Genomic DNA, 24,370 nt, shown 5'->3' with positions numbered 1-24,370 from the left:
CCTGGTACAGCTTCTTCCAGGTCAGCCCGGCGAACGCGATCACGCCGACGCCGACCAGAACCAGCAGGGTGGTGAAGAATGCCTCAAGCACGAGCGCGCTCCTTGGGCGGAGTGAGGTGTTACGGACCGCCTGCGAGTCTAGTCGGCGCCGTCGGGGGCGGCGCTGTGAGGTCCGCCGTGGCCGTGCGTCCGGTCGTCGGACTCCCCGCGGGGCCTGCGCGCCCCGGCGGCCCGGTCGCGCCTACGCTGGGCCCATGGCGAAGAAGCTGGTGATCAAGGTGACGGCGGGCGCGGACGCGCCCGAGCGGTGCTCGCAGGCGTTCACGGTGGCGGCGGTGGCGGTGGCCAGCGGCGTCGAGGTGTCGCTGTGGCTGACCGGGGAGTCGGTGTGGTTCGCGATGCCGGGGCGGGCGGCGGAGTTCGAGCTGCCGCACGCGGCGCCGCTGCCGGAGCTGATCGACGGGATCCGCGCGGGCGGCGGGGCGATCACGGTCTGCACACAGTGCGCGGCGCGCCGCGGCATCGAGGAGAAGGACCTGATCGAGGGGGCGGGCATCGCCGGTTCCCAGCTGTTCGTCAGCGAGATCATGCCGGAGGGCGTGCAGGCGCTCGTCTACTGAAGCGGGCCGGCTGCCGGAGCGGGCCGGGCGATCGCGCGTCAGCTCCGGCGGCGGTCCTCGTCGTCGCGGTCGTCCAGCTCGCGCCACCAGCGGTCGGACTCCGGGTCGCCGGACTCGTCCCACCAGCGCTCGCCCGGTTCCCGGCGGTTGCCGACGACGGCCGCGACGGGCGGGATGACCATGGCGACGACGCACATCGCGACCGCGACCGGCACGGACCACAGCCGCACCACGCTCCACGCCAGCACGAACAGCACCAGGCACACGCCCATCAGGACGAAGTACCGGCGATGGCGGCGCTGCGGCGGGCTGAGCCGGCGGTGCGCATGCGCGTACATACGTCCACGGTAAGTCCGTCGCGGCCCGGAAAGAAGCCCGCACGGGGGTGCCCTCCGGCGCCGGGGCGGCACGGAGGGCCGCACCCCTCAGCCAAGGCGTCCAAACCCCTGGGGTGCGGCCCTCCGGCCGCGACGGACCCGGGTCGCGGGTCCGTACGCGCGCGTGCCGTCAGACGGCGATGGCGACCTCCACCAGCCCGCCCTTCTGGGCGACGACCGTACGGTCCGCGCTGCCGCCCGGCACGAGCGCCCGCAGGGTCCAGGTGCCCTCGGCCGCGTAGAAGCGGAACTGTCCGGTCGCGGAGGTGGGGACCTCGGCGGTGAACTCGTTGGTGCTGTCCAGCAGGCGGACGTAACCGGTGACGGGCTGGCCGTCGCGGGTCACGCTGCCCTGGATGGTGGTCTCACCGGGCTTGATGGTCGAGGCGTCCGGGCCGCCGGCCTGTGCTCCACACATAGCGGTACTTCCTTGAGGGGTAGGGAGGAGAGGGGCTCTCGGGCTTACTTGTTGGCGCCGAGCTCGATCGGGACGCCGACCAGCGAGCCGTACTCGGTCCAGGAACCGTCGTAGTTCTTGACGTTGGCCTGGCCGAGCAGCTCGTGCAGCACGAACCAGGTCAGCGCGGAGCGCTCACCGATGCGGCAGTAGGCGATGGTGTCCTTCGCCAGGTCCACGGCCTCCTGCTGGTAGAGGGCGGTGAGCTCTTCGTCCGACTTGAAGGTGCCGTCGTCGTTGGCGTTCTTCGACCACGGGATGTTGCGGGCGCTGGGCACGTGGCCGGGGCGCTGCGACTGCTCCTGCGGGAGGTGCGCCGGGGCCAGCAGCTTGCCGCTGAACTCGTCGGGGGAGCGGACGTCGACCAGGTTCTTGGTGCCGATCGCGGCGACCACGTCGTCGCGGAAGGCGCGGATCGAGGTGTCCTGGGCCTGGGCCTGGTACGCGGTGGCCGGGCGGCGGGGGACCTCGGCGCCGTCGACCAGGTCGCGGGAGTCCAGCTCCCACTTCTTGCGGCCGCCGTCGAGCAGCTTGACGCTGTCGTGCCCGTAGAGCTTGAAGTACCAGTAGGCGTAGGACGCGAACCAGTTGTTGTTGCCGCCGTAGAGGACGACGGTGTCGTCGTTGGCGATGCCCTTCGCGGAGAGCAGCTTCTCGAAGCCCTCCTGGTCCACGAAGTCGCGGCGGACCGGGTCCTGGAGGTCCTTCTTCCAGTCGATCCGGACGGCGTTCTTGATGTGGTTCTTGTCGTAGGCCGAGGTGTCCTCGTCGACCTCGACGAGGACGACCTTCGGGTCGTCCAGGTGGGCCTCGACCCAGTCTGCGTCTACCAGGACGTCGCTACGGCTCATGTCGGTCTCTCCTCCGGGGCAGTTGCGGGGGGCGGGATTGAGGGGTGCACACGGGTACGCCGGACGGCGCGGCGCGACGGGATGCGCGCGGCGCTGTACGGGGGACTCGTGAAGGGGCGCGGCCTTGGGGAGGCGGCCGGCCGGGACCGGTGGGTCACCCCCGCTCCGTTGCGGAAGAGCGCGGGGGAGGGAGCCAACGGCCCGTCAGACAGGGCGACAGAGCATGGCGGCGACACGGCACAGGTCGACTGCCCGCCGCTTCGTCAGTACCGCCTGTCGCCGTGGACGGAGACCGCTCAATGCGCTCTGCATGGCACCGATCGTAGGGAGGGAGAGCGCGGCATGTCACCGGTGTGTCAAATGGCGAGATGTGATTGTCCGCGATGCGGGATACGTGTGCCGGGAAACGAGGTCCGGAGGACCCGGCGGGGCGCCGCCGCAGAGGGGGGTCTGGTTTACGGACTGGGGTGTCTCAGGGTGTGGACGGGTGGCGGCCCGGTGGGGCGGTCCGCCACCCGCCGGGGCGGGTCAGCCGGTGAGCTTGACGTCGGTGCCGGACGCGGTGACCGTGATGCCCTGCGCGGTCGTGGTGACCTTCTCCAGCTTCAGGCTGCCCGGCAACTGGTCCAGCTTCCAGCCGTGGTCGGTCTGGGCCCGCACCTTGTGCTCGCAGCCGGGGATGGCCCGGCACATGGCGGGGATGCTGTCGGCCCGGACCTGGAGGGTGTCGCCGTGGGCGATGTCGATGGTGCCGGTGACGTCGAACGAGCTGAGCAGCGGGATGTTGGGGGAGATCTTGACCTGGGCGCGGCCGTCCTTCTCGCCGCCGTAGGAGATCTTGACGCCGCCGCCGGCCGCGTTGGTCATGTCCGCGTAGGAGATCTCGGCCGTGGCGGTGGCCGAGGCGGCGCTCTGGATGGAGGTGTAGTCGCTGGTCAGCGCGACGTCGTGGAACTGCGCCGAGAGGTGCTTGAGGGTCAGCGTGCGCCCCTCGGAACGGGCCGCCACATGATCGAGTTCGGCGTCGACCTCGTCGAGGTTCCGCCCGGCGACCTGGGTCAGGAACGGGAAGCCCCTGATGGAGACCTCGGGCGTCGAGGTGATCCCGTTCATGCTGCGGAGCTTGTCCGCGGCCTTGCTCTCGGCGAGATTGACCGCGACGCGGTCGGCCGCCACGAACAGCCCGCCGAATATCACGACGAGCACCAGCAGCACCTTCAGTGCGCGCATCGAACCACTACCCCCACTTGTGACCGCCGGGCCGGAGTGCGTCCCGTCGGCCGATTCGTCCAATCCGGTACGCGAGCCCCCAGCCCGCGCTCCGGGAACCCTAGACGAACCGGTCGCCGGAACGGGAGCGGCGGCCGTACCGAGCGCCGAACCCTGCGCTCCGTACGGCCGCCGCGGCGCTGCGTGGCGGGCCCGGGGCTACCCCAGCGCCCGGCCCAGGACGTAGACCGCCGGGGCCGCGAGGGCCAGCGGCAGGGCGACGCCCGCGGTCATGTGGACGAACTTCGACGGGTAGTCGTAGCTGGCCACCCGCAGGCCGATCAGGGCGCAGCCGCCGGCGGCCAGGCCCAGCAGCGCCGCGGTGGCCCCCATGCCGGTCAGCTGGCCGGCCGCGATGCCGCCGCCGGCACCGGCCAGCAGGCCGAGCACCAGGGTGAGCGGGCCGGGCAGCGGCAGCGCCCGGGCGAGCGTCGCCAGGGCGACCGCGGCGGCGCCGACCACCACCGCGTCCGGGTCGGCGGCCAGGTGGCCGGAGGCGAGCACGGCCAGCGCGGACGAGGTCAGGCCCGCGGTCAGCGCGTACATCCGCTCGTCCGCGCTGCTGCGGTTGCGCAGCTGGAGGACGATGATCAGCAGGCACCACACGCCGAGCGTGCCGATGGCCACCAGCGGCGCGTCCTCGTGCGGGGTGGCCAGCAGACCGACGTCGGTGGCCACGCCGCCCAGGAAGGCCAGCGCGATGCCCTGGCGGGCCGGCCACATGCCGTTGAGCCGGAACCAGCCGGCGGCGGTGACGGCCTGGAGCAGCACCACCGGGACCACCAGGACCGGGCGGGCCACCGGTGCGGCCAGCGCCAGCAGCAGGGCGAGCAGCGCGGTCAGCGCGGCCGGCTGGATGCCCGGCGGGATGATCGGCGAGCGGCCCTCGGCGCGGGCGATCTGGTTGGGCTTGAGCGGCGCGGCGGGCGCGGGTGCGGCGGGTGCGGCGGCCTCGGTCTCCGGATGGCCGGCCGGTACCGGCTCGGCGGTGGCGGTGGTCCCGTGCGCGGCGCCGTGGGCACCCTGGTGCGCGCCGTGGTGCTGTGCGGCTGCCGGCACCGGGGCGGCGTAGGTGTCCGCCCCGTAGGCGTCGTCCCCGTAGACGTCCGGTCCGTAGCCGTCCTGCCCGTAGGCGGCGGCGGACTGGTGCTGCGGCTGCCCGTACGCGTCGTAGCCGTAGGGCTGCTGTGCGTGCTGCGCCTGTTGGGGCTGCTGGTGCTGCGGGGCCGGCTGGGCCGGCTGGTGCTGCGGTTGCTGCTGCATATAGGGGTCGTAGGGCTGCTGCCCGTACGGGGTGCCGTAGGCCGTCTGCGGGTCGTACCCCGGGTGGTGGTGGTCGGGTGACGGGGGAGCGTAGCGGGAGGCGTCGTCGCGCAGCGGCGTCGTTGCGGGGTGGTGGTCGGGTGACGGGTGGGTGTAGGGGTCGTACGGGTTCTGGTGCTGCGGCTGGTTGTCGCTCATGACCCTCTGCTCATCCTCCGGCGAACGGCGGCAGGACCTCGACGGTGCCGCCCTGGGTCAGCGGCACCTCCGCATGGTCGCGGGAGCCGACCTGGACGCCGTCCACCAGGAAGGAGCAGCGCAGCAGGACGCGGGCGAACTCCGGGTTCGCGGTGTGCGCGGTGCGCGCCGCGTCCAGTGCCTCGGCGAGCGTCGCCGCCGCGTACGGCTCCTCTGGGGCGCCGGCGGCGGCCTTGGCCGCGGCCCAGTAGCGCACGGTGCCAGTTGTTGTCACGGCGGCCTCTTCACGTCGGGGGGCTCTTGCCGCCTCCATGATGGCGTACGCGGCGGCCGGCCCGGTTCCGGGCAAGTTCGGGTAAAGAGTTTGCGGCGGTCCGAGACGATTCCTGCACGGTTCGGGGAAATTCGATTGCCGAAGGCAAGTGTTCGCATAGGCTCCGGCCTGTGTTGGTCCGACTCGCGCGGGCGCATCTGCGGCCCTATAGGCGCTCCATATCCCTGATCGTCCTGCTCCAGCTGATACAGACGCTGGCCACGCTCTATCTGCCGACCCTCAACGCCGACATCATCGACAAGGGTGTCGTGGCGGGCGACACGGGCTACATCTTCCGCATCGGCGGCTTCATGATCGCGGTGACGGTGCTCCAGATCGCCTGCGCGATCGGCGCGGTGTACTTCGGCGCCCGCACGGCCATGGCGCTGGGCCGGGACATCCGGGCCGCGGTCTTCGACCGGGTGCAGTCGTTCTCCGCCCGGGAGGTGGGACGCTTCGGCGCGCCGTCGCTGATCACCCGCACCACCAACGACGTCCAGCAGGTCCAGATGCTGGTCCTGATGACGTTCACGATGATGGTCTCGGCGCCGATCATGTGCGTCGGCGGCATTGCCATGGCGCTCAACCAGGACGTGCCGCTGTCGGCGCTCCTCCTGGTCATCGTCCCGGTCCTCGGGATCCTCGTCTCACTGATCGTGCGCCGGATGCGTCCGCTGTTCCGCGGCGTGCAGGAGCGCATCGACACCGTCAACCGCGTGCTGCGCGAGCAGATCGCCGGCATCCGCGTCATCCGCGCCTTCGTCCGCGACCGGTACGAGCGGGAGCGGTTCGCCGGGGCCAACACCGATCTCTACGACATCTCGATCCGCGCCGGACGGCTGATGTCGATGATGTTCCCGCTGGTCATGCTGATCGTGAACCTCTCCAGCGTGGCCGTGGTCTGGCTCGGCGGGCTGCGCATCGACGCCAAGGAGATGGAGATCGGGGCGCTGACGGCCTTCCTCAGCTACCTGATGTACATCCTGATGTCGATCATGATGGCGACGTTCATGGTGATGATGCTGCCGCGCGCCGAGGTCTGCGCCGAGCGCATCCAGGAGGTGCTGGCGACCGAGTCCAGCGTCACCCCGCCCACCGCACCGGTCAGCACGCTGCGCCGGCACGGCGAACTGGAGCTCCGGGACGTGGAGTTCCGCTTCCCCGGCGCCGAGCAGCCGGTCCTGAAGGACATCTCCCTGACCGCCCGCCCCGGCGAGACCACCGCCGTCATCGGTTCCACCGGCTCTGGCAAGTCCACCCTCCTCGGGCTGGTGCCCCGGCTCTTCGACGCCACCGGCGGCACGGTCCTGGTCGACGGCGAGGACGTGCGCACCCTGGCCCCGGAGACGCTGGCCGCCGTGATCGGCCTGGTGCCGCAGAAGCCGTACCTCTTCTCCGGCACGGTCGCCAGCAACCTGCGGTACGGCAACCCGGACGCCACCGACGACGAGCTGTGGCACGCCCTGGAGACCGCGCAGGCCCGGGACTTCGTCGCGCGGATGGAGGGCGGCCTGGACGCGCCGATCGCGCAAGGGGGCACCAACGTCTCCGGCGGTCAGCGGCAGCGCCTGGCGATCGCCCGCGCCCTAGTCCGCAAGCCGGAGATCTACCTCTTCGACGACTCCTTCTCGGCCCTGGACTACGCCACCGACGCGGCCCTGCGCGCCGCGCTGGCCCGGGAGACCGACCGGGCCACCGTGGTGATCGTCGCCCAGCGGGTCTCGACGATCCGCGGCGCCGACCGGATCGTGGTCCTGGACGAGGGCCGGATCGTGGGCACCGGCACCCACGGCGAGTTGATGGCCGGCAACGAGACCTACCGGGAGATCGTGCTCTCCCAGCTCACCGAGCAGGAGGCGGCATGACCACCGCGGACAAACAGGGCCCGGCCACCGACCGGGCCCCGGAGGCCCCCGCGTCGGCCCCCCGCCGCGGCCCGGCCCCCGGCGGCGGTCCGATGGCCCGCATGATGGGCGGCCCGATCGAGAGGTCCCTGAACTTCAAGGGCTCCGGCAAGCGGCTGTTGGCCCAGATGCGGCCGGAGCGCGGCCTCATCACGGTCGCGCTGCTGCTCGGCGTGCTCAGCGTGGCGCTGACCGTCGTCGGCCCCAAGGTGCTGGGCCGGGCCACCGACCTGATCATGGCCGGCATCGTCGGCCGCGACCTGCCCGCGGGGCTGACCAAGGAGCAGGCCGCCGACCTGCTGCGGGCGCACGGCCAGGGCGGGCTCGCGGACCTGGTCGCCAGCATGCCGGTGGCCCCCGGCCCGCACACCGACTTCGGCGCGGTGGGCCTGGTCCTGCTCTTCGTCGCGCTGATCTACGCCGGCTCGTCCGTCTTCGGCTTCGTCCAGGCCCGGATCGCCACCCGCGTCGTGCAGCGCACCGTCTTCCGGCTGCGCGAGCAGGTCGAGGAGAAGCTCGCCCGGCTGCCGCTGAGCTACTTCGACAAGCAGCAGCGCGGCGAGGTGCTCTCCCGCGCCACCAACGACATCGACAACATCCAGCAGACGCTCCAGCAGACCCTCAGCCAGATAGTGGCCTCGCTGCTGACGATCGTGGGCGTGCTGGGCATGATGTTCTGGATCTCCTGGCTGCTGGCCCTGGTCGCCCTGGTCACGGTCCCGGTCTCGGTCGTCGTCGCCACCAAGGTCGGCAAGCGCGCCCAGCCGCAGTTCGTCCAGCAGTGGAAGACCACCGGCAAGCTCAACGCGCACATCGAGGAGATGTACACCGGCCACTCCCTGGTCAAGGTCTTCGGCCGGGAGAAGGAGTCCGCCGCGCTGTTCCGCGAGCAGAACGACGCGCTCCACTCCGCGGGCTTCAAGGCCCAGTTCATCTCCGGCATCATCCAGCCCGCGATGATGTTCATCGGCAACCTCAACTACGTCCTGGTGGCCGTGGTCGGCGGCCTGCGGGTCGCCTCCGGCGCGCTGTCCATCGGCGACGTCCAGGCGTTCGTCCAGTACAGCCGCCAGTTCAGCCAGCCGCTGACCCAGGTCGCCTCGATGGCCAACCTCGTCCAGTCCGGCGTGGCCTCCGCCGAGCGGGTCTTCGAACTCCTCGACGCCAAGGAGCAGCACCCCGACGCCGAGCGGCCCGCCCGCCCGGAGCAGGTCACCGGCCGGGTCGCCTTCGAGGACGTCTCCTTCCGCTACGACGAGAACAAGCCGCTCATCGAGGACCTCTCGCTGTCCGTCCGCCCCGGCCAGACCGTCGCCATCGTCGGCCCGACCGGCGCCGGCAAGACCACCCTGGTCAACCTCCTGATGCGGTTCTACGAGGTCCGCGACGGCCGGATCACCCTCGACGGCGTGGACATCGCGGAGATGTCCCGCGAGGAGCTGCGCGGCCACATCGGCATGGTCCTCCAGGACACCTGGCTCTTCGGCGGCACCATCGCCGAGAACATCGCCTACGGCGCCCCCGAGGGGATCTCCCGCGACGAGGTCGTCGAGGCCGCCAGGGCCACCCACGTCGACCGCTTCGTCCGCACCCTCCCCGACGGCTACGACACCGTCATCGAGGAGGAGGGCGCCAACGTCTCGGTGGGTGAGAAGCAGCTCATCACCATCGCCCGGGCCTTCCTCGCCGAGCCGGCCATCCTCGTCCTGGACGAGGCCACCAGCTCGGTCGACACCCGCACCGAGGTGCTGATCCAGCACGCCATGGCCCAACTCCGCAGCGGCCGCACCAGCTTCGTCATCGCGCACCGCCTCTCCACCATCCGGGACGCCGACCTCATCCTGGTGATGGAGAACGGCTCGATCGTCGAACAGGGCACCCACGACACCCTGTTGTCCGCGAACGGTGCCTACGCCCGCCTGTACGCGGCCCAGTTCGCGGAGGCGGTGACGGAGGCGGGGTAGCGGCGGCCCGGTGGAGGCGTCGCATCGACGCCGTGCCCCGGTAGTGCCACCGGGCGGGGCACCGACCGCGACCATGACATCGGGGGACGCATCCGTGCGCTCCCCGTGCTCCCCCCGGCCGTCGGCGGCCCGCCGGCGGCCGCGCGGGGCGGCCCGTCGGAGCGCGACCGAGCCGCCCGGGGAGGAGCCGACGGTGGTGATCCGGCGGTGGCCCGGGGAGCGGGCCCGGCGGTCGGCGGCGGTCGGGTCGTGGAGCGCGCGGCGGCCGGCGGTGGACCGGCCGGCGCAGCCGCCGTGGCCCCGCAGGGCGAACGTGATCACGTCCGCATGCTGGGACAACGCGGCGGCGGCGCCGCGGAGCGCGGGCCATTCGAGGGAGCCGGTGCAGCCGTGCGCGAGGACGACGGCGGGGCCGTTCGCGGGGCGGCGGAGGGGGCGGACGAGGGCCCGGAAGGCCCTGCCGCGGGCGGAATCCGGGGGTGCGGGCGACCTCCACACGAACGCCGTCGGACGTCAACAGGAACGCACGGCGACCACTCGAAGTGATCGACGGAACACAAGAACGGGCACAATCGGCCTCGGGTCCACAACTCAGGTGAGCTATTCTGCTGGACAAGAAGGATCCGGGCAGCGTCGCCCCCGGGTCCTTTTGTGCTTTCACGCACGCAACGTGTGTGATCGGAAGCACCCCGTACGAAGCAGTGCCGCAGCCCCCCGGCCGAGCCGGGTGGTGCCCCCGTCGCAGGGACCGAGGAGGAACCAGACGTCATGGGCAAGCGAAGCGTGCAGGACAGTGAGCCGCACAGGATGAAGCTCGTCGGAAACCGGGTAGGTGGTCGGAAGTGAGTTCGCTTCTGCTGCTGACCAATGCTCTCCAGCCGTCGACGGAGGTGCTCCCGGCGCTCGGCTTGCTGCTGCACAGCGTCCGGGTGGCCCCCGCCGAGGGCCCGGCCCTGATCGACACCCCAGGGGCCGACGTCATACTGATCGACGGCCGCCGCGATCTTCCACATGTGCGGTCCCTGTGCCAGCTGCTGCGGTCCACCGGGCCGGGCTGTCCGCTGGTGCTGGTGGTCACCGAGGGCGGGCTGGCCGCCGTCACCGCCGACTGGGGTGTCGACGACGTGATGCTGGACACCGCCGGTCCGGCCGAGGTCGAGGCGCGGCTGCGGCTGGCGATGGGCCGCCAGCAGATCACCACCGACAACGGGCCCATGGAGATCCGCACCGGCGACCTGTCGGTGGACGAGGCCACCTACAGCGCCAAGCTCAAGGGCCGGGTCCTGGACCTGACCTTCAAGGAGTTCGAGCTGCTGAAGTACCTGGCGCAGCACCCGGGCCGGGTCTTCACCCGCGCCCAGCTCCTCCAGGAGGTGTGGGGCTACGACTACTTCGGCGGTACGCGGACGGTGGACGTGCACGTCCGGCGGCTGCGCGCCAAGCTCGGCCCCGAGCACGAGTCGCTGATCGGCACGGTCCGGAACGTCGGCTACCGCTTCGTGGTGCCGGAGAAGGTGGAGCGGGCGGCCGCGGAGGCCCAGGTCCAGGCGGACACCACGAAGGCGGCGAAGGTGGCGAAGACGGTCGGGGACGGCGACGGGGGCACGCGGGCCGACGGGCCGGCGTCGGTGCGTTCGCCCTCGTCGGGTGCGGGATCCACGTCCGCGCAGCCTGCCCGCCGGTAGGACCACCCGCGTAGACTGCCGCGCGTGGCCAAGGTGACGCGGGATGATGTGGCAAAACTGGCGGGGACGTCCACCGCCGTCGTCAGTTACGTCATCAACAACGGACCCAGGCCGGTCGCCCCGGCCACGCGCGAGCGGGTGCTCGCCGCCATCAAGGAGCTCGGCTACCGGCCCGACCGGGTCGCGCAGGCGATGGCGTCGCGCCGTACGGACCTCATAGGTCTGATCGTGCCGGACACCCGGCAGCCGTTCTTCGCGGAGATGGCGCACGCCGTCGAACAGGCCGCCTCCGAGCGGGGCAAGATGGTGCTGGTCGGCAACGCCAACTACATCGACGAGCGCGAGGTGCACTACCTCCGCGCGTTCCTCGGGATGCGGGTGGCCGGGCTGATCCTGATCAGCCAGGGCCCCAGCGAGCACGCCGCCGCGGAGATCGAGGCGTGGGACGCCCGGGTGGTGCTGCTGCACCGCCGGCCGGACGCCATCGACGACGTCGCGGTGATGACCGACGACATCTGGGGCGCGCAGCTGGCGACCCGGCACCTCCTGGAGCACGGCCACCCCTACGTCGCCTTCCTGGGCGGCACGGAGGAGACCCCGAAGTCCGGCGACCCGGTCACCGACCACCTTGAGGGCTGGCGGCGGGCCATGCTGGAGTTCGGGCGGTCGCCGGAGGGGTGCTACTTCCAGGCGCCGTACAACCGCTACGACGCCTACCAGGTCGCGCTGCGGGTGCTGGCCGGGCCGGACCGGCCGCCGGCCATCATGTGCGCCACCGACGACCAGGCCATCGGCGTACTGCGAGCCGCCCGCGAGCTGCGGATCGACGTTCCCGGCGAGCTGGCGGTGGCCGGCTTCGACGACGTGAAGGAAGCGGCGCTCACCGATCCGCCGCTGACGACGGTGGCCTCGGACAGGCAGGCGATGGCCCGGGCCGCGGTCGACCTGGTGCTGGACGACGGGCTGCGGGTGGTCAACTCGCGCCGCGAGCGGCTGCGGCAGTTCCCGTCGCGGCTGGTGGTGCGGCGCTCCTGCGGCTGCGGCGGCTGAGCGGGCCGCTGAACGGGGCCGCGCCGGGGGCTTCCTTATACCGGGCATACCCACTTCTGTTGGGTCTCTCAGGGCGTTCTCAGACGGTTCTCATGCAGCGGCCGCAGAGTCGTGGGCATGACCGAGAGCTACCGCCGCAGCGGCGAAGAGATGCCCCAGGACCGGCCGTACGCCTACGGCACCGAATACGGCACCGGCCACCTCAGCAGCGACCACGGCGCGGACCGTGCGCGCGGCGACGTACCGCCGCCGCCCCCGTACGCGCCGGGCATGCCCGCGGCCGACGGCCCCGGCGCGGGCGAGCCGCGGCGCCGGGCCCGCCGACCGATCGCGCTGATCGCGGCGGTGGCGCTGGCCTCGGGTCTGATCGGCGGTGGCAGCGCGGCGCTGATCGCCGGTGCCACGCAGCAGGGCAGCACGTCCGGCGGCATCTCCACCCCGCTGGTCAACGCCGGGCAGAACTCCGGCGGCAGCGGGGTCGCCGGGGTGGCCAAGGCGGTCAGCCCGGCCATCGTGGAGATCAAGGCGCGCACCGGGGGCGGCGAGTCCACCGGCTCCGGCGTGGTGATCACCAGCAGCGGCGAGATCATCACCAACAACCACGTGGTGGCCGGCGCGCGCCAGGTGAGCGTCACCTTCAGCGACGGCAGCAAGAAGACCGCGACGGTCGTCGGCACCGACCCGGACAAGGACCTCGCGCTGATCAAGGTCCAGGGTGCCAAGGGGCTGACGCACGCGGTGCTCGGCGACTCCAACAAGCTCGCGGTCGGCGACCCGGTCGTCGCGATCGGCTCGCCGGAGGGCCTGACCGGCTCGGTGACCAGCGGCATCGTCTCCTCGCTCAACCGTGACGTCACCGTCCCCAAGGAGGGCGGTCAGGGCCAGGACCAGGGGCAGGGGCAGGGTCAGGGCGGTCGCGGGGGCTTCGGCGGCGGCGGTGGCTGGCCGTTCGAGTTCGGCGGCAACCAGTACAACGGCGACACCGGCTCGTCCAAGACCACCTACAAGGCGATACAGACCGACGCCGCGCTCAACCCGGGCAACTCCGGCGGTGCCCTGATCAACATGCAGGGGCAGATCATCGGCATCAACTCGGCCATGTACGCGCCGGGTTCGTCGGACAGCAGCCAGGCGGGCAGCGTCGGCCTCGGCTTCGCGATACCGATCAACACCGTCAAGGCCGACCTCGACGCGCTGCGCAGCGGCGGCGGGGGCGGGAACAGCGGGGTCTGAGGGCGGCCGGCCCCGGGCCGGGCCGCCGCCGGGCGGTGGATATCCACAGGCGGTCGTCCACAGGTCGTCCGTCCGTGCGGCATCCGTGTCAGGCTGAAGCCAGGAAAGGTCCAGCCGGTCGTTCGCAATGTCATCCGAGGTAGTCACGCACATGAGCCCCGCCGAGCACGGTGATCACCCCGCCCGCATCCTCATCGTCGACGACGAGCCCGCGGTCCGCGAGGCGCTGCAGCGTTCGCTCGCCTTCGAGGGGTACGGCACCGAAGCGGCCGTCGACGGCCTGGACGCGGTGGAGAAGGTCGCCGCCTACGACCCCGAACTGATCGTGCTGGACGTGCTGATGCCCCGGATGGACGGGCTGACCGCGGCCCGCCGACTGCGGGCGAGCGGGGTGACCGTACCGATCCTCATGCTGACCGCGCGGGACACCGTCGGCGACCGGGTCACCGGCCTGGACGCCGGCGCCGACGACTATCTCGTCAAGCCCTTCGAGCTGGACGAACTGCTGGCCCGGATCCGCGCGCTGCTGCGCCGCAGCTCGTACGCGACGGCGGCCGGCACCGCCCGCCCCGACGAGAGCGAGCTGCTGGGCTTCGCCGATCTGCGGATGAATCTGGCCACCCGCGAGGTCACCCGCGGCAACCGCCCCGTCGAGCTGACCCGTACGGAGTTCACGCTCCTGGAGATGTTCCTGGGCCACCCCCGGCAGGTCCTCACCCGCGAGCAGATCCTCAAGGCCGTCTGGGGCTTCGACTTCGAGCCGACCTCCAACTCCCTCGACGTGTATGTGATGTACCTCCGCCGCAAGACGGAGGCGGGCGGTGAGCCGCGGCTGGTCCACACCGTGCGCGGGGTCGGCTATGCGCTGCGGTTGGGGGGCGGCGCGGAATGAGCGGCACCGGCGACGCCCACGCCCCGCAAGGCCCTGAGACGCACGGTCACGAGGCGCACGGTCACGAGGCGCACGACGCGGGCGGCGGGGGTGCGGTGCCCCCGGCGGGCGGCTCCTTCGGCCTGACGCGGTTCCACCAACTGCCGCTGCGCTCCCGGCTGGCGCTGCTCACCGCCGTCGCGGTCGCGTTCGCGGTGGCGCTGTCGGCCGCCGCCTGCTGGCTGATCACCCGCGACCGGCTCACCGAGCAGCTGGACACCAGCCTCGGCACGGTCGAGGTGAACTCCGACTACGTCCAGGCGATCAGCGCCCGCTGCGCCGGCAGCCCGCTGAACGTCCGCTTCCAGCCCACGCCGTACACCATCCAGCTGGTCTCCGCGAGCGGTTACGTCTGCACCTCGCCCAACAAGGCGCCCATCCCCGCCCAGCGCGTGGACCAGGCGGTCGCCGACGGGCGGCTGGCCAGCGCCGTCCACACCACCAAGGACGAGAACGGCGCCTCGATGCGGGTCTCGACCGTCCCCTACCGCGGCCCGATCGCCGACGCCCAGGGGAACCGGGTGGCGATCTCGGTGGCCGCGCCGATGGACCAGGTCACCGACCCGCTCAACCAGCTCGCGCTGGTGCTGCTGGTGGTCGCCGGCGTCGGGGTGCTGGGCGCGGCGACCGCTGGCCTGTGGGTGGCCCGGGCGGGCCTCAAGCCCGTCGACCGGCTGACCGCCGCCGTCGAGCACGTCGCCCGCACCCAGGACCTCACCATCCGCATCCCCACCGACGGCGAGGACGAAATCGCCCGCCTCTCCCGGTCGTTCAACGCGATGACCGCCGCGCTGGCCGCCTCCCGCGACCTCCAGCAGCAGCTGATCGCCGACGCCGGCCACGAGCTGCGCACGCCCCTGACGTCCCTGCGGACCAACATCGACCTCCTGGAGCGCAGCGAGCGCTCCGGCCGGCCGATCCCGGCCGCGGACAAGGAGGCGCTGCTCGCGTCGGTCAAGGCCCAGATGGGCGAGCTGGCGGCGCTCATCGGCGACCTCCAGGTCCTCTCCCGCCCATCGGAGACGGGAGCCGGCGACGGCGCGGCGTCCGTCCGGGTGGTCGCCCTCCACGACATCGTCGGCACCGCACTGGAACGGGCCCGGCTGCGCGGCCCCTCCCTCACCATCACCGCCGACCTCGACCCGTGGTACGTCCGTGCCGAACCGGCCGCGCTGGAGCGCGCGGTGGTCAACCTCCTCGACAACGCGGTGAAGTTCAGCCCGTCCGGCGGCACGGTCGAGGTCCGCTTGGCCGGCGGCGCGCTGACCGTCCGGGACCACGGCCCCGGCATCCCGCCCGAGGAACTCCCGCACGTCTTCGAACGCTTCTGGCGTTCCCCCTCCGCCCGTAGCCTGCCCGGCAGCGGACTGGGCCTGTCCATCGTGGCCCGCACGGCGGAGCAGGCCGGCGGCGGCGTCCGCCTGCGCAACGCCCCCGGCGGCGGTACGGAGGCCCTGCTGACCATGCCGGGCGCGCCCACACCGCCGCCGGACATACCGGGGGCGGCCGGCGGGCCGGCGGACGAGCCGGGTGCGCCGGGCCGGCCGGCGGCGCCGGGCCATCGGGCCGCGCCGGGGGACGGTGCCGAGCCGGGGGAGCAGGGGGCGCCGCCGGGCGCGTAGGCCGGTCCGGGCGGGGCCGCTACTTCCCCTTCCCCCCGCCCTTCGCCGCGTCGCCGAACGGCAGGTTCGCGCCGGTCAGATCGACCCGGATGCCGTCGCTCTCCACGGTGATGTTGCGCAGCCGCACGTCCCCCGGCGTCTTGGGAAGCTGGAAGGAGAGCGACAGCCGGTCCGCCAGCTGAGGCTTCGTCAGGTCGGTCAGGGCGCCGAGCATCTTCGCGTCGAGGCCGACCTTCTGGAGCAGCCAGGGGTGCTCCATCACCACGTCGACGAGGTTGACCTGCATCAGCTGATGGACGAAGCGCGGCGAGCCGATCAGCTCGTGCAGCTTGTCGTCGCTGCGCAGGGCGTCGTCGATGTACTCCTTGGGGATGCCGATCCGCTCGGCGATCGCCGGGATGCTGAGCATCGACTTGACCTTGGCCGCCTGCCGGCTGAGCTCGGCGGCGCCCTTCTGGGTCAGCCGCAGGCCCTCCTCCTTGCCGGTGCCCGGGCGGTAGACCGCGACATCGCCGATGTCCAGCCGCATCTGCCCGATGTCGGTGGAGATCCCCCGCTCGCCGTTGCGCTGGATGCGCGCCTCGGCCCGCACGCGCAGGGTGTGTCCGGCGATCGGCAGCTCGCCGACCGCGCGCACCCCGTTGCTCCCCATCCCGCTGAACTTGACCTGGGACGCGCCCAGTTCACGGTTCATGTCGTCGAAGGCGAGCAGCACACTGCCGTGCATCGAGCCGATGGTGGCGCCCTTGATGGCGGTCGGCAGATCGCCGTCGAGCCGGATGTCGCGGGCCGTGGCCTCCACCTTCGCCAGCGAGACCCGGTCCGCGGCGACGTCCGGGATCACCACGTCGACCTGGTCGAGCCGCTTGTCGAAGACCTGGGTGAGGAACGGGAACCCGTGGATGTCCACCTCGGGCCGGGCGTGCAGGTGCAGCGCCGTCTTCACCTGCTCCTCGGCCTTGTTCTGCGCGTACAGCACGGCGAACCGGTCGGCGAGTGCGAGCGTCCCCGCGCAGGCCGTCAGCGCGACCAGCAGCTTGAGGGTGCGGGGGACGGCGGCGAAGCGGCTGATGCCCCGCTTCACCTTCCGGTGGTTCGGGGGCGACCAGGTGTCCTCGTCGACCTCGTCGTCCGAGCGCAGGCCCAGGCCCAGCGGATCGTCGCTGTGGTCCCGCTCGTTGAGGTAGGCGCGCCGCACGGACGACGGGCCGTACTCCGCCCCGGCCTCCCGGGCGTACGCGTGGTCCGCTCTGGGTTCCGGGTCGGCGAGCGCGGCCAGGTCCGCGTACGGATTGGCGGCGTCGACCGACGGGAGCTCCCTGGTGTCGCCCTGCGGGTCGTCCGGGTGCCCGGCTATGTGGGGCTGGTCACCGGCCTCGGGAGCGGAGGCGGCCGGACGTGCAGGTGGGGACGAGGGTGAAGCTATGCGTATGGGGGTTCGCATCCGCACATCCCACCACGAGCGGGACCCAGGAACGCAAGTCGCGCCCACGGAATGTGAGGAACGCGAAAGTCGTCCCGTCGCCCTTGGCGAAATCTTGCCGCGTCCTTGTGCCTCGCTGAACTACCGTCAATCTTCAGCGCATCTCTCGGCAGGCGTCCGCCGCCGCGCTCGCGTTCCTCTGGAGGGGCACCGTGATCGTCGTAACCGGAGCAACCGGCAATATCGGCCGCAGTCTTGTGGGTCGTCTTCTGGAGGAAGGTGTTCCGGTTCGCGCGCTCACCCGGGACCCGGCCCGCGCCGGCCTCCCCGTCCGGACCGAGGTGGTCCGCGCCGACCTCACGGCGGACACCGACCTCGTCCCGCTGCTCGGCGGCGCCGACGCCCTCTTCCTCAACCTCGCGGCCGGCGGCGGCGAGTCCGCGCAGCGGCTGATCGACGCCGCCGTCGAGGCGAAGGTCCCGCGCCTGGTCCTCAACTCCTCCCTCGGGGTGACGGACACGCCCGACGACGAGACCAACTTCATCTCCCGCTCGCACGCCGCGGTGGAGCGTGCGGTACGCGCGTCCGGCCTGGAATGGACCTTCCTGCGCGGCGGCAACTACGCTACCAACGCCCTCGGTTGGGCCCCGACGGTCCGCAGAGACGGCGTGGTGCGCGACCCGCACCCGGGCGCTCAGGGCGCGCCGATCCACGAGGCCGACCTCGCGGACGCCGCCGCCGTCGCCCTCCTGGACCGCGCCGGCACCCACGTCCACCAGGTGCACCGCCTGACCGGCCCCGAGGTGCTCACCAACGCCCAGCAGGTCGCCGCCATCGCCGAGGCCATCGGCCGCCCGGTGCGCATCGAGCAGATCCCGGAGGACGAGGCCGCCGAGGCGATGGCCGGCCCCCACCTCCCGCTGGCGGCCGCCCGCGAACTCATCGGCCTCTTCGGCCGGACGGTGGACGCCCCCGTCTTCCCCGTCACGGACACCGTCGCACGCGTCACCGGCCACCCGGCCCGCCCCTTCGCCCAGTGGGCGCGGGACCACGCGGCGGACTTCTCCTGATCCCGGTGGGGTGCGCCGCGGCGAATTCGCCTGCGCGCAAAGGCCGTTGACCCGGCCGGGTTCCGCATGTGGATTTGGTCACGTCCAGGTATGGGACGTCCCATGGAGGTAAAGCGGAACCCAATCCCGTATCCGGGACCCGTTAAAGATCCTTTCCGCGCGGTCGCCCCCCACGTACTTCTGGAGTCACGTAGGTGAGCGAACAGGGGGAGCGGGATGAGCGGGCAGTTCGGCGTGGAGCCGGCGGCGCTGACGGATCTGGCCGGCAAGTTCGACCTTCAGGCGAAGGACCTCGACGGCCCGATCCGTTCCTTCGCCGCGACGTCGGCGGAGGTCGGGGAGGCGTTCGGGATCCTCGGCGCCTGCGACGGCGCGATGGAGAAGTACCAGAAGCTGCTGAACAGCACGGTCAAGGCGCTCGGCCAGCTGCCCCAGGTGCTCACCAGCGACGCCGAACGGCTGCGGATCAACGCGTCCCAGTACGAGGACGCGGACCAGGCGGCCGTCGGTCACCTCCAGTCCGTGCCCCGTTACCAGGGGGTGTGACGGTGAGCGTCAACAGCTGGATCGACGGCAAGGTCCTGGAGATCCTCCAGGCGTTCGGCGTGGAGCTCCCGGGCGGCAACGGCGACACACTGCGCACGATCGCGCACGCCTGGGACTCCATGGGCGACGACCTGACCAAGGTCGTAGGGGCCCTCGACCGCGCCATCGACGGCGTCGACAAGCAGGGCTGGCACGGCGCGGCCCGCGACGCCTTCGAGAAGCACTGGCAGGACCAGAAGAAGACCATCACCGACGTCGCGAAGAACCTTCACCAAGTCGCTGACGGGCTACGGGAATTCGCCGGCGAGATCGACAAGATCAACGAAGAGATCATCGACATCTGCGTGCAGATCGCCGAGATGGAGGTGCTCGGCGCCGCGCTGTCGTTCTTCACCGGATTCCTCTCCGACCTGGTCGCCAACGCTGCCGTGGCCGCGAAGGTCGCCAAGATCATGGACCTGGTCAAGCTGTTCACGTCGGCGGCGGAGAAGGTGGCGGAGCTGCTGGAGCGGTTCGGCGGGATGAGCGCGGAGACGGCGGTGACGTTGGAGAGGATGCTCACCGCCACCGCCCGGTTCAGCGGCAAGTTCCTCGCGAAGGGTGTGGAAAGCTACGCCACGAACTTCGTCGCCGACTCGGGCAGCCAGATGCTCAACCAGGCGCTCACGGGCCAGCCGGTGACAGTAGGCAAGGATTTCGCCACCGCCAACCAGGAAGCCCTGGGCACGGCCGCGTTCACGGCGGGTGGCGCGTCGCTGGCGGAAGGAGCCAAGCTGACGGGCGCGGTCGGCAGGATGCTCAGCGGCGAAGGCCGGGCCGGCAACGCCGTCAACGGTGCACTCGGTAACATCGCCGGCGGCCTCACCACCGACGTGTGGAACGACAAGGATGGCGGGACCACCCTGTGGGACGCGGGGACGAATGCCGTCACCGGCGCCCTCGGGAACCACGTCGGCGGCACACTCCTCGGAAAGATGGAGCGGCACAGTCTCGGCGGAGAGAACGTCGCCGAGGGGCATGAGGTCTTCGACGTAGCGTACCGGGACGGCTTCGGAACCGGCCTCAACACGGCTATCTACTCGGGTGGCTCGGGCATCGAGTCGGATCTGCAGGACCTGGCTCAGGAAGCCCAGAAGGGGGACGAGTGACCCGTGCCGAGTGGAGTCGATGGCCTGATTCTGGCCGGCGTCGCGCACGTCAAGTCGAACTATGACGCAGGCTGGGGCCCTGGACTGCTCTTGATCCTCGGCGTCTTCGGGTGCCTGGTCGTCTGTGCCGGTGCCGCCGTGACCAGGGCCCTCCTGCGTGTCGAGGGCGAGAAGAACTGGGTCGGCCGTGCGGTCGGTCCGGTGATCTTTGCCATGGGTCTCGCCATGACCGTCGTCGGCTTCGGCTTCTCTTTCGGGCTGCTGTGAAGCGAGCGGCACCGTGATCCTGGTAGGCGTCGCGCACATCCCCAAGCACGACCCCGGCTTGGCCCCTGATCTCTTGGAGTTCCTTGGGTTCGTCGGGTGCGTGTTCGTGTTTGCCGGTGTCGGCTTGACCAAGGGCCTCTGGAGGGTCAGGGACGACAAGAACTGGTTCAACTGCCTTTTCGGACCGATGGTTTTCGTCCTCGGTCTGGCTATGGCCGTCGTGGGTTTCGGTTTCTCCTTCGGGCTGTTGTGATGGGTGCTGTCGACGACGTGATCCTGGCGGCGGTCGTGCACATCGACCCGAACCACCCCGACCCTGGCTGGGGCCCCCTTTTCCTGGCGCTCCTGGGGCTCGCCGGGTGCGTGGTCGCCGGTGCCGGTGGCTACCTGATCCTCGCTCTCTGGCGTGCCCACCACGAGAAGAAGTGGGGCGACTACGCGATCGGGCCGGTGTTTCTCGCTATCGGCCTGGTCATGACCGTCGTCGGCTTCGGCTTCGCTCTTCGCCTGCTATGACGTGGGCCGGCCGTTTGCCGTGATCCCCATCAGCCGAGCCAGCACCGCCCGGTCACGGTGGCGCTGCTGCTCCTCGTGCGCAACGACGTAGGGCCGCACCGACGGGACGGCATCACCGTCCAGCGGTTCCTGAGGCTGGCGCGCCATGAAGGTCGCACTGGGTCTGGCACGCCGGGGCACCTCCGCCGCGCAGGTGAGGGCCAGGGGTGGGCACACTCGGCCCCGCGCGTGCCGCCCCCACACCGTGGGCGGCACGACAAGCTGCCGTACCGATACGAGGCAGCGGGCTATGAGACCGAGCATTGTCATCAGCTCCTCTGACTCAGATGGTGGCCATTCCCGAACAGTCAGCGAGACGATCACGGGCGCACCTCCCGCAGATGCCGCCGCAACATGACGTTGCAGTCGGTCTCGGCGCTGCGGTCGTACTGTTCGCGGGCCGTGGTGCGGCGGTTGTCGAGGTCGGCGCAGTGCGCGCAGCCGGGCTCTGGCTGGGGTGGGGCGGGCCAGGGGGCGGGGACGGGAGATGCGGGGTTCGGCATGGAGGTGCCCTTCCGTGAACCGGGGCTGTTCGCGAATCGGCGGCCCGTGGGCCTGCTGGTCGAGAGCTGATCCTGGCTGCCCATATGAGGCATTCGTTGAGCAAGGCAAGGACAGTTGGGCCGTCTCGGCAGTACCGTGAAGAACGCCCAAATGTCCGTGGGGAGTGCCTTGAACGCGACATTAAGGTCTGCTATGCAGGCCGCTGGTTTATCGCCCCGTCAGCTCGCCGTGAGGGTAGGCGTGTCCACCAAGACCGTTGAACGGTGGCTGGCGGATTCCGAGCTGATACCGCATGCCCGAAATCGCGAGGACGCCGCTCAGGCGCTGGGAGTTGACGTTGAGATGCTGTGGCCGAAGTCCGTCGCGGAGAGAGTGAAGACCGGCGCCGACCGTGAGATCGTCCGTAGCTATCCGTACCGTTCGGCGTGTCCGTCCACGGTGTGGGCGGATCTGGTCGGCCGGGCGAACGGCGAGTTGTTCTTCGCCGGGTACACGAACTACTTCCTGTGGACGCAGCAGCCCGCGTTCGCGGCGACGTTGCGGGCCAAGGCCGAGGCCGGCTGCCGGGTCCGCTTCCTGGTCGGGGATCCGGAGGGCGAGGCGACGCGTCGGCGTGAGGCGGTGGAGGGCGTCGCCCTCTCGGTCTCCACGAGGATCAGGATGACGCTGGACGAGCTGGCGAAGATGGGTCCGGTGGAGGGCGTCGAGGTGAGGACCTCTGACGCCCCGGATGCGGCGTCGCACATCGCGCTCTCGGTCTTCCGGTTCGACGACGAAGCACTGGTCACCCCGCACCTCGCCCGTCTGGTTGGCCACGACTCACCGTTGCTGCACTTGAAGCGGTACGAGTCGGGCGGGATGTTCGACCGGTTCGTGGAGCACGCGGAGGAACTGTGGGTGGGGGCAGCGGCGGTTTGACTTCGATGCCTGGAAGGGCCGAAGGAAGTGGAGCGTTACGACGCTGCGTTCCGGGAAATCCGGGTCGTGGCGCTCGATGAGCAGGCGTCACGGCGCCTGATCGCTGCGGTGGCAGCGAGTCATGAAAAGACTTGAGGTGCGAGACGCACACTGGGCCCGGTCCTGACCAGCAGTGCCGAGGGATGGCGCACCTTCATCGCGAGCGTCGTCGATGGTGCGTTTGGTGGGCGGCAGGGAGCCCAGGACGACAGCGGCGCCCCCGGTACGACCCGTACCGAGGGCGCCGCTCTGTGCTACCCCGTCACTTCACCACGGTGATGCGGTCCGCCTTCGGCGGGGCCAGCGGGGCGGTCGGGGACGAGTGGGCCGTCAGATAGGCGGTGAGGGCGTCGAGGTCCGACGGGCCGACGTACTTGTTGGTGCCCTGCTTGAGGGCGGGGAAGCCGTCGCCGCCGCCGGCCAGGAACTCGTTCATGGCGACCCGGTAGGTCTTGGCCGGGTCCAGGGCGGCGCCGTCGAGCTTGACGGAGTCGGCGGCGACGCGGGCGGCGCCGGTCCTGGTCATGTCAAGGGTGTAGGTCAGGCCCCGGGAGATCTGGAGGATCTTGGGGGAAGCCTCGTTGGGGCCGCTGACCTGCTGCTGGAGGGCGGTCAGCAGCTGGGCGCCGGTCAGGTCCACGACGTTGGTCATGTTGGTGAACGGCTGGACGGTGAACGCCTCGCCGTAGGTGACGACGCCGTCGCCCTCGTTGCCCGACGCCTTGTAGGCGAGGTCGGAGCGGATGCCGCCGGGGTTCATCAGCGCGAGTTGGGCGCCGCCCTTGCCGCTGTCCTGGGTGGCCGCCAGTTGGGCGTCGGCGATGACGTCGCCCAGGGGTTCCTCGGGGGTGCCGGCGCCGCGGCCGTTGATGTCGGCGGAGATGTAGCCGACGGGCTTGTTGGCGACCGGGGCGGCCAGCTTGTTCCAGCGGGCGATCAGGGACGTCATGTCCGCGGCCTTGGGCTGGGCGCGGTCGACCACGTGGTTGGCCGCGTGCGGGCCGTGTACCGCGGTGCGGACGATGTCGTGGGTCCGGCGGTCGTAGGTGAGGGTGGTGTCGGTGTAGAGGCGGCCGTAGGAGGCGGCGGAGGTGACCGTGCGGGGGTGACCGGCCGGGTCGGGGATGGTGCAGGTGTAGGACTGGTGGGTGTGGCCGGTGACGAGGGCGTCGACCTTGGGGCTGACGTGCTTGGCGATGTCGACGATCGGGCCCGAGATGCCTCCCCCAGTCTCGGCTTCGCTCGACCGGGGGGACCCCCACACCGGGCCGGGGCTGTCGCAGTCGTAGTTGTAGGACGTGGAGGCGGGCAGGCCGCCCTCGTGGATGAGGGCGACGATCGCCTTGACGCCCTGGCGGTCGAGGACCTTGGCGTACTTGTTGATCGTCTCGACCTCGCCGTGGAAGGTCAGGCCCTTGACGCCGTCGGCGTTGACGATGTCCGGGGTGCCCTTGAGCGTCACGCCGATGAAGCCGATCTTGACGCCCTTGTGCTGCCAGATCGTGTACGGCCTGAGGAGGGGCTTGCCGGTCCGGTCGTCGGTGACGTTGGCGGCGAGGTAGGGGAAGTCGGCGCCCTTGAAGGTCTTGCCCTTCTCGTAGCAGCCGTCCTTGGGATGGCAGCCCCCGCGCTGCATCCGCGTCAACTCGGCGCGGCCCTCGTCGAATTCGTGGTTGCCGACGGAGGTGACGTCGAGGCCGAGCTTGTTCATCGCCTCGACGGTCGGCTCGTCGTGGAAGAGGCCGGAGAGCAGCGGGCTGGCGCCGATCACGTCGCCGGCCGCCGCGGTGACGGAGTACGGGTGGCCCTTGCGGGCGGTGCGGAGGGACTGCGCCAGGTACTCGACGCCGCCGGCCGGGACGGTCTTCTTGGTGCCGTCGGCCTGGAGCTCCTCGACGGTGCCGGAGGAGCCCTGCGGCGGTTCGAGGTTGCCGTGGAAGTCGTTGAAGGAGAGCAGCTGGACGTCGACCGTGCCGGCCGGGCGGTGCGCGCGGCCGCTGTCGGCGCCGGCGGGCGGGGCGGTGGCGGTCAGGGTGACGCCCGCTGCGGTGGCGAGCACGGCGGCGCCGGCCGCCAATCTGCGGGCGAGACGGCGCCGTTGAGGTGTCGGTGGCATGGTTCCCCTCCATGGATGGTGCTGAGCGGACGGCAGCATATTGTCGA

At 71.2% G+C, this 24,370-nt stretch carries 25 protein-coding genes; 15 read left to right on the top strand and 10 right to left on the bottom strand.

The genetic code is table 11. The features are described from left to right. Positions 1–254: 254 nt before the first annotated feature. On the top strand, positions 255–620 hold the full coding sequence (locus MOV08_RS18445) for a DsrE family protein (RefSeq protein ID WP_039633976.1): 366 nt from the start codon (positions 255–257) through the stop codon (positions 618–620). Between the two features lie 38 nt (positions 621–658). On the opposite strand, the gene MOV08_RS18440 is transcribed toward MOV08_RS18445, so the two are convergent. From MOV08_RS18440 to MOV08_RS18415, 7 genes are all read right to left on the bottom strand, one after another. Further along, a complete protein-coding gene (locus MOV08_RS18440; RefSeq protein ID WP_078875802.1) occupies positions 659–958 on the bottom strand; it encodes a DUF3099 domain-containing protein in 300 nt (99 codons plus the stop codon). Between the two features lie 169 nt (positions 959–1,127). Further along, the gene (locus tag MOV08_RS18435) at positions 1,128–1,415 is read right to left on the bottom strand and encodes a DUF1416 domain-containing protein (RefSeq protein ID WP_039633975.1); all 288 of its coding nucleotides are present in this window, start codon (positions 1,413–1,415) and stop codon (positions 1,128–1,130) included. A 44-nt stretch (positions 1,416–1,459) separates the two neighbouring features. After that, positions 1,460–2,305 carry a sulfurtransferase gene (locus MOV08_RS18430; protein WP_039633973.1) on the bottom strand — a complete coding sequence of 282 codons (846 nt, stop codon included), beginning with the start codon at positions 2,303–2,305 and terminating at the stop codon, positions 1,460–1,462. 204 nt (positions 2,306–2,509) lie between these two features. Then, positions 2,510–2,617, bottom strand: a complete 108-nt coding sequence (locus tag MOV08_RS44185) for a putative leader peptide (RefSeq protein ID WP_350309850.1) — start codon at positions 2,615–2,617, stop codon at positions 2,510–2,512. A 216-nt stretch (positions 2,618–2,833) separates the two neighbouring features. Next, positions 2,834–3,535, bottom strand: coding sequence for an LmeA family phospholipid-binding protein (locus MOV08_RS18425; protein WP_275308152.1), 702 nt, complete (start codon positions 3,533–3,535; stop codon positions 2,834–2,836). Positions 3,536–3,733: 198 nt separating this feature from the next. Then, complete coding sequence (locus MOV08_RS18420; protein WP_275308151.1) at positions 3,734–5,035, bottom strand: hypothetical protein; 1,302 nt, start codon at positions 5,033–5,035, stop codon at positions 3,734–3,736. Positions 5,036–5,045: 10 nt separating this feature from the next. Continuing rightward, positions 5,046–5,348 (bottom strand): MoaD/ThiS family protein, encoded by a 303-nt coding sequence (locus MOV08_RS18415; RefSeq protein WP_203232704.1) that lies wholly within the window; start codon positions 5,346–5,348, stop codon positions 5,046–5,048. A gap of 131 nt (positions 5,349–5,479) precedes the next feature. On the opposite strand from MOV08_RS18415, the gene MOV08_RS18410 reads away from it, so the two are divergent. From MOV08_RS18410 to MOV08_RS18380, 7 genes are all read left to right on the top strand, one after another. Beyond that, positions 5,480–7,213, top strand: coding sequence for an ABC transporter ATP-binding protein (locus MOV08_RS18410; protein WP_275308150.1), 1,734 nt, complete (start codon positions 5,480–5,482; stop codon positions 7,211–7,213). Beyond that, positions 7,210–9,216, top strand: a complete 2,007-nt coding sequence (locus MOV08_RS18405) for an ABC transporter ATP-binding protein (RefSeq protein ID WP_275308149.1) — start codon at positions 7,210–7,212, stop codon at positions 9,214–9,216. Before MOV08_RS18410 ends, MOV08_RS18405 begins: the two co-directional genes overlap by 4 nt. A gap of 842 nt (positions 9,217–10,058) precedes the next feature. After that, on the top strand, positions 10,059–10,901 hold the full coding sequence (locus MOV08_RS18400) for a response regulator transcription factor (RefSeq protein WP_275308148.1): 843 nt from the start codon (positions 10,059–10,061) through the stop codon (positions 10,899–10,901). 24 nt (positions 10,902–10,925) lie between these two features. Next, positions 10,926–11,951 (top strand): LacI family DNA-binding transcriptional regulator, encoded by a 1,026-nt coding sequence (locus MOV08_RS18395; protein WP_039633959.1) that lies wholly within the window; start codon positions 10,926–10,928, stop codon positions 11,949–11,951. Between the two features lie 117 nt (positions 11,952–12,068). After that, the gene (locus tag MOV08_RS18390; RefSeq protein WP_039633957.1) at positions 12,069–13,184 is read left to right on the top strand and encodes a S1C family serine protease; all 1,116 of its coding nucleotides are present in this window, start codon (positions 12,069–12,071) and stop codon (positions 13,182–13,184) included. Between the two features lie 151 nt (positions 13,185–13,335). Beyond that, on the top strand, positions 13,336–14,076 hold the full coding sequence (locus MOV08_RS18385) for a response regulator transcription factor (protein ID WP_275308146.1): 741 nt from the start codon (positions 13,336–13,338) through the stop codon (positions 14,074–14,076). Next, a complete protein-coding gene (locus MOV08_RS18380) occupies positions 14,073–15,737 on the top strand; it encodes an ATP-binding protein (protein WP_275308145.1) in 1,665 nt (554 codons plus the stop codon). The genes MOV08_RS18385 and MOV08_RS18380 overlap by 4 nt, the downstream gene beginning before the upstream one ends. A 19-nt stretch (positions 15,738–15,756) precedes the next feature. Here the strand turns inward: MOV08_RS18380 and MOV08_RS18375 are convergent, their stop codons facing one another. Further along, positions 15,757–17,181, bottom strand: a complete 1,425-nt coding sequence (locus MOV08_RS18375) for an LmeA family phospholipid-binding protein (protein ID WP_420834179.1) — start codon at positions 17,179–17,181, stop codon at positions 15,757–15,759. 191 nt (positions 17,182–17,372) lie between these two features. Between MOV08_RS18375 and MOV08_RS18370 the strand changes: the two genes are divergently transcribed. From MOV08_RS18370 to MOV08_RS18345, 6 genes are all read left to right on the top strand, one after another. After that, positions 17,373–18,230 carry an SDR family oxidoreductase gene (locus tag MOV08_RS18370; protein WP_275308143.1) on the top strand — a complete coding sequence of 286 codons (858 nt, stop codon included), beginning with the start codon at positions 17,373–17,375 and terminating at the stop codon, positions 18,228–18,230. A 216-nt stretch (positions 18,231–18,446) separates the two neighbouring features. Further along, positions 18,447–18,776 carry a type VII secretion target gene (locus MOV08_RS18365; RefSeq protein WP_052286791.1) on the top strand — a complete coding sequence of 110 codons (330 nt, stop codon included), beginning with the start codon at positions 18,447–18,449 and terminating at the stop codon, positions 18,774–18,776. Between the two features lie 2 nt (positions 18,777–18,778). After that, positions 18,779–19,924 (top strand): WXG100 family type VII secretion target, encoded by a 1,146-nt coding sequence (locus tag MOV08_RS18360; RefSeq protein ID WP_039633948.1) that lies wholly within the window; start codon positions 18,779–18,781, stop codon positions 19,922–19,924. A 3-nt stretch (positions 19,925–19,927) separates the two neighbouring features. Continuing rightward, complete coding sequence (locus MOV08_RS18355; protein WP_039633946.1) at positions 19,928–20,191, top strand: hypothetical protein; 264 nt, start codon at positions 19,928–19,930, stop codon at positions 20,189–20,191. Positions 20,192–20,204: 13 nt separating this feature from the next. Beyond that, positions 20,205–20,444, top strand: coding sequence for a hypothetical protein (locus MOV08_RS18350; protein ID WP_275308142.1), 240 nt, complete (start codon positions 20,205–20,207; stop codon positions 20,442–20,444). Then, positions 20,444–20,707, top strand: coding sequence for a hypothetical protein (locus MOV08_RS18345; RefSeq protein WP_039633942.1), 264 nt, complete (start codon positions 20,444–20,446; stop codon positions 20,705–20,707). The genes MOV08_RS18350 and MOV08_RS18345 overlap by 1 nt, the downstream gene beginning before the upstream one ends. 359 nt (positions 20,708–21,066) lie before the next feature. Here the strand turns inward: MOV08_RS18345 and MOV08_RS18340 are convergent, their stop codons facing one another. Continuing rightward, positions 21,067–21,249: a hypothetical protein gene (locus MOV08_RS18340; protein WP_275308141.1), complete on the bottom strand. Its 183-nt coding sequence runs from the start codon at positions 21,247–21,249 to the stop codon at positions 21,067–21,069. A 151-nt stretch (positions 21,250–21,400) separates the two neighbouring features. Here MOV08_RS18340 and MOV08_RS18335 point away from each other — a divergent pair, with 151 nt between their 5' ends. Then, positions 21,401–22,168, top strand: a complete 768-nt coding sequence (locus tag MOV08_RS18335) for a helix-turn-helix domain-containing protein (RefSeq protein WP_338057172.1) — start codon at positions 21,401–21,403, stop codon at positions 22,166–22,168. A 301-nt stretch (positions 22,169–22,469) separates the two neighbouring features. On the opposite strand, the gene MOV08_RS18330 is transcribed toward MOV08_RS18335, so the two are convergent. Then, on the bottom strand, positions 22,470–24,323 hold the full coding sequence (locus MOV08_RS18330; protein WP_275308140.1) for a bifunctional metallophosphatase/5'-nucleotidase: 1,854 nt from the start codon (positions 24,321–24,323) through the stop codon (positions 22,470–22,472). Between the last annotated feature and the right edge of the window lie 47 nt (positions 24,324–24,370).

The sequence above is a fragment of the Streptomyces yunnanensis genome, from assembly GCF_029011865.1.
In the GTDB taxonomy this organism is placed as follows: domain Bacteria; phylum Actinomycetota; class Actinomycetes; order Streptomycetales; family Streptomycetaceae; genus Streptomyces; species Streptomyces yunnanensis.
The sequence above is the reverse complement of the archived record's forward strand: the minus strand, read 5'-3'. Positions and strand labels throughout refer to the sequence as shown.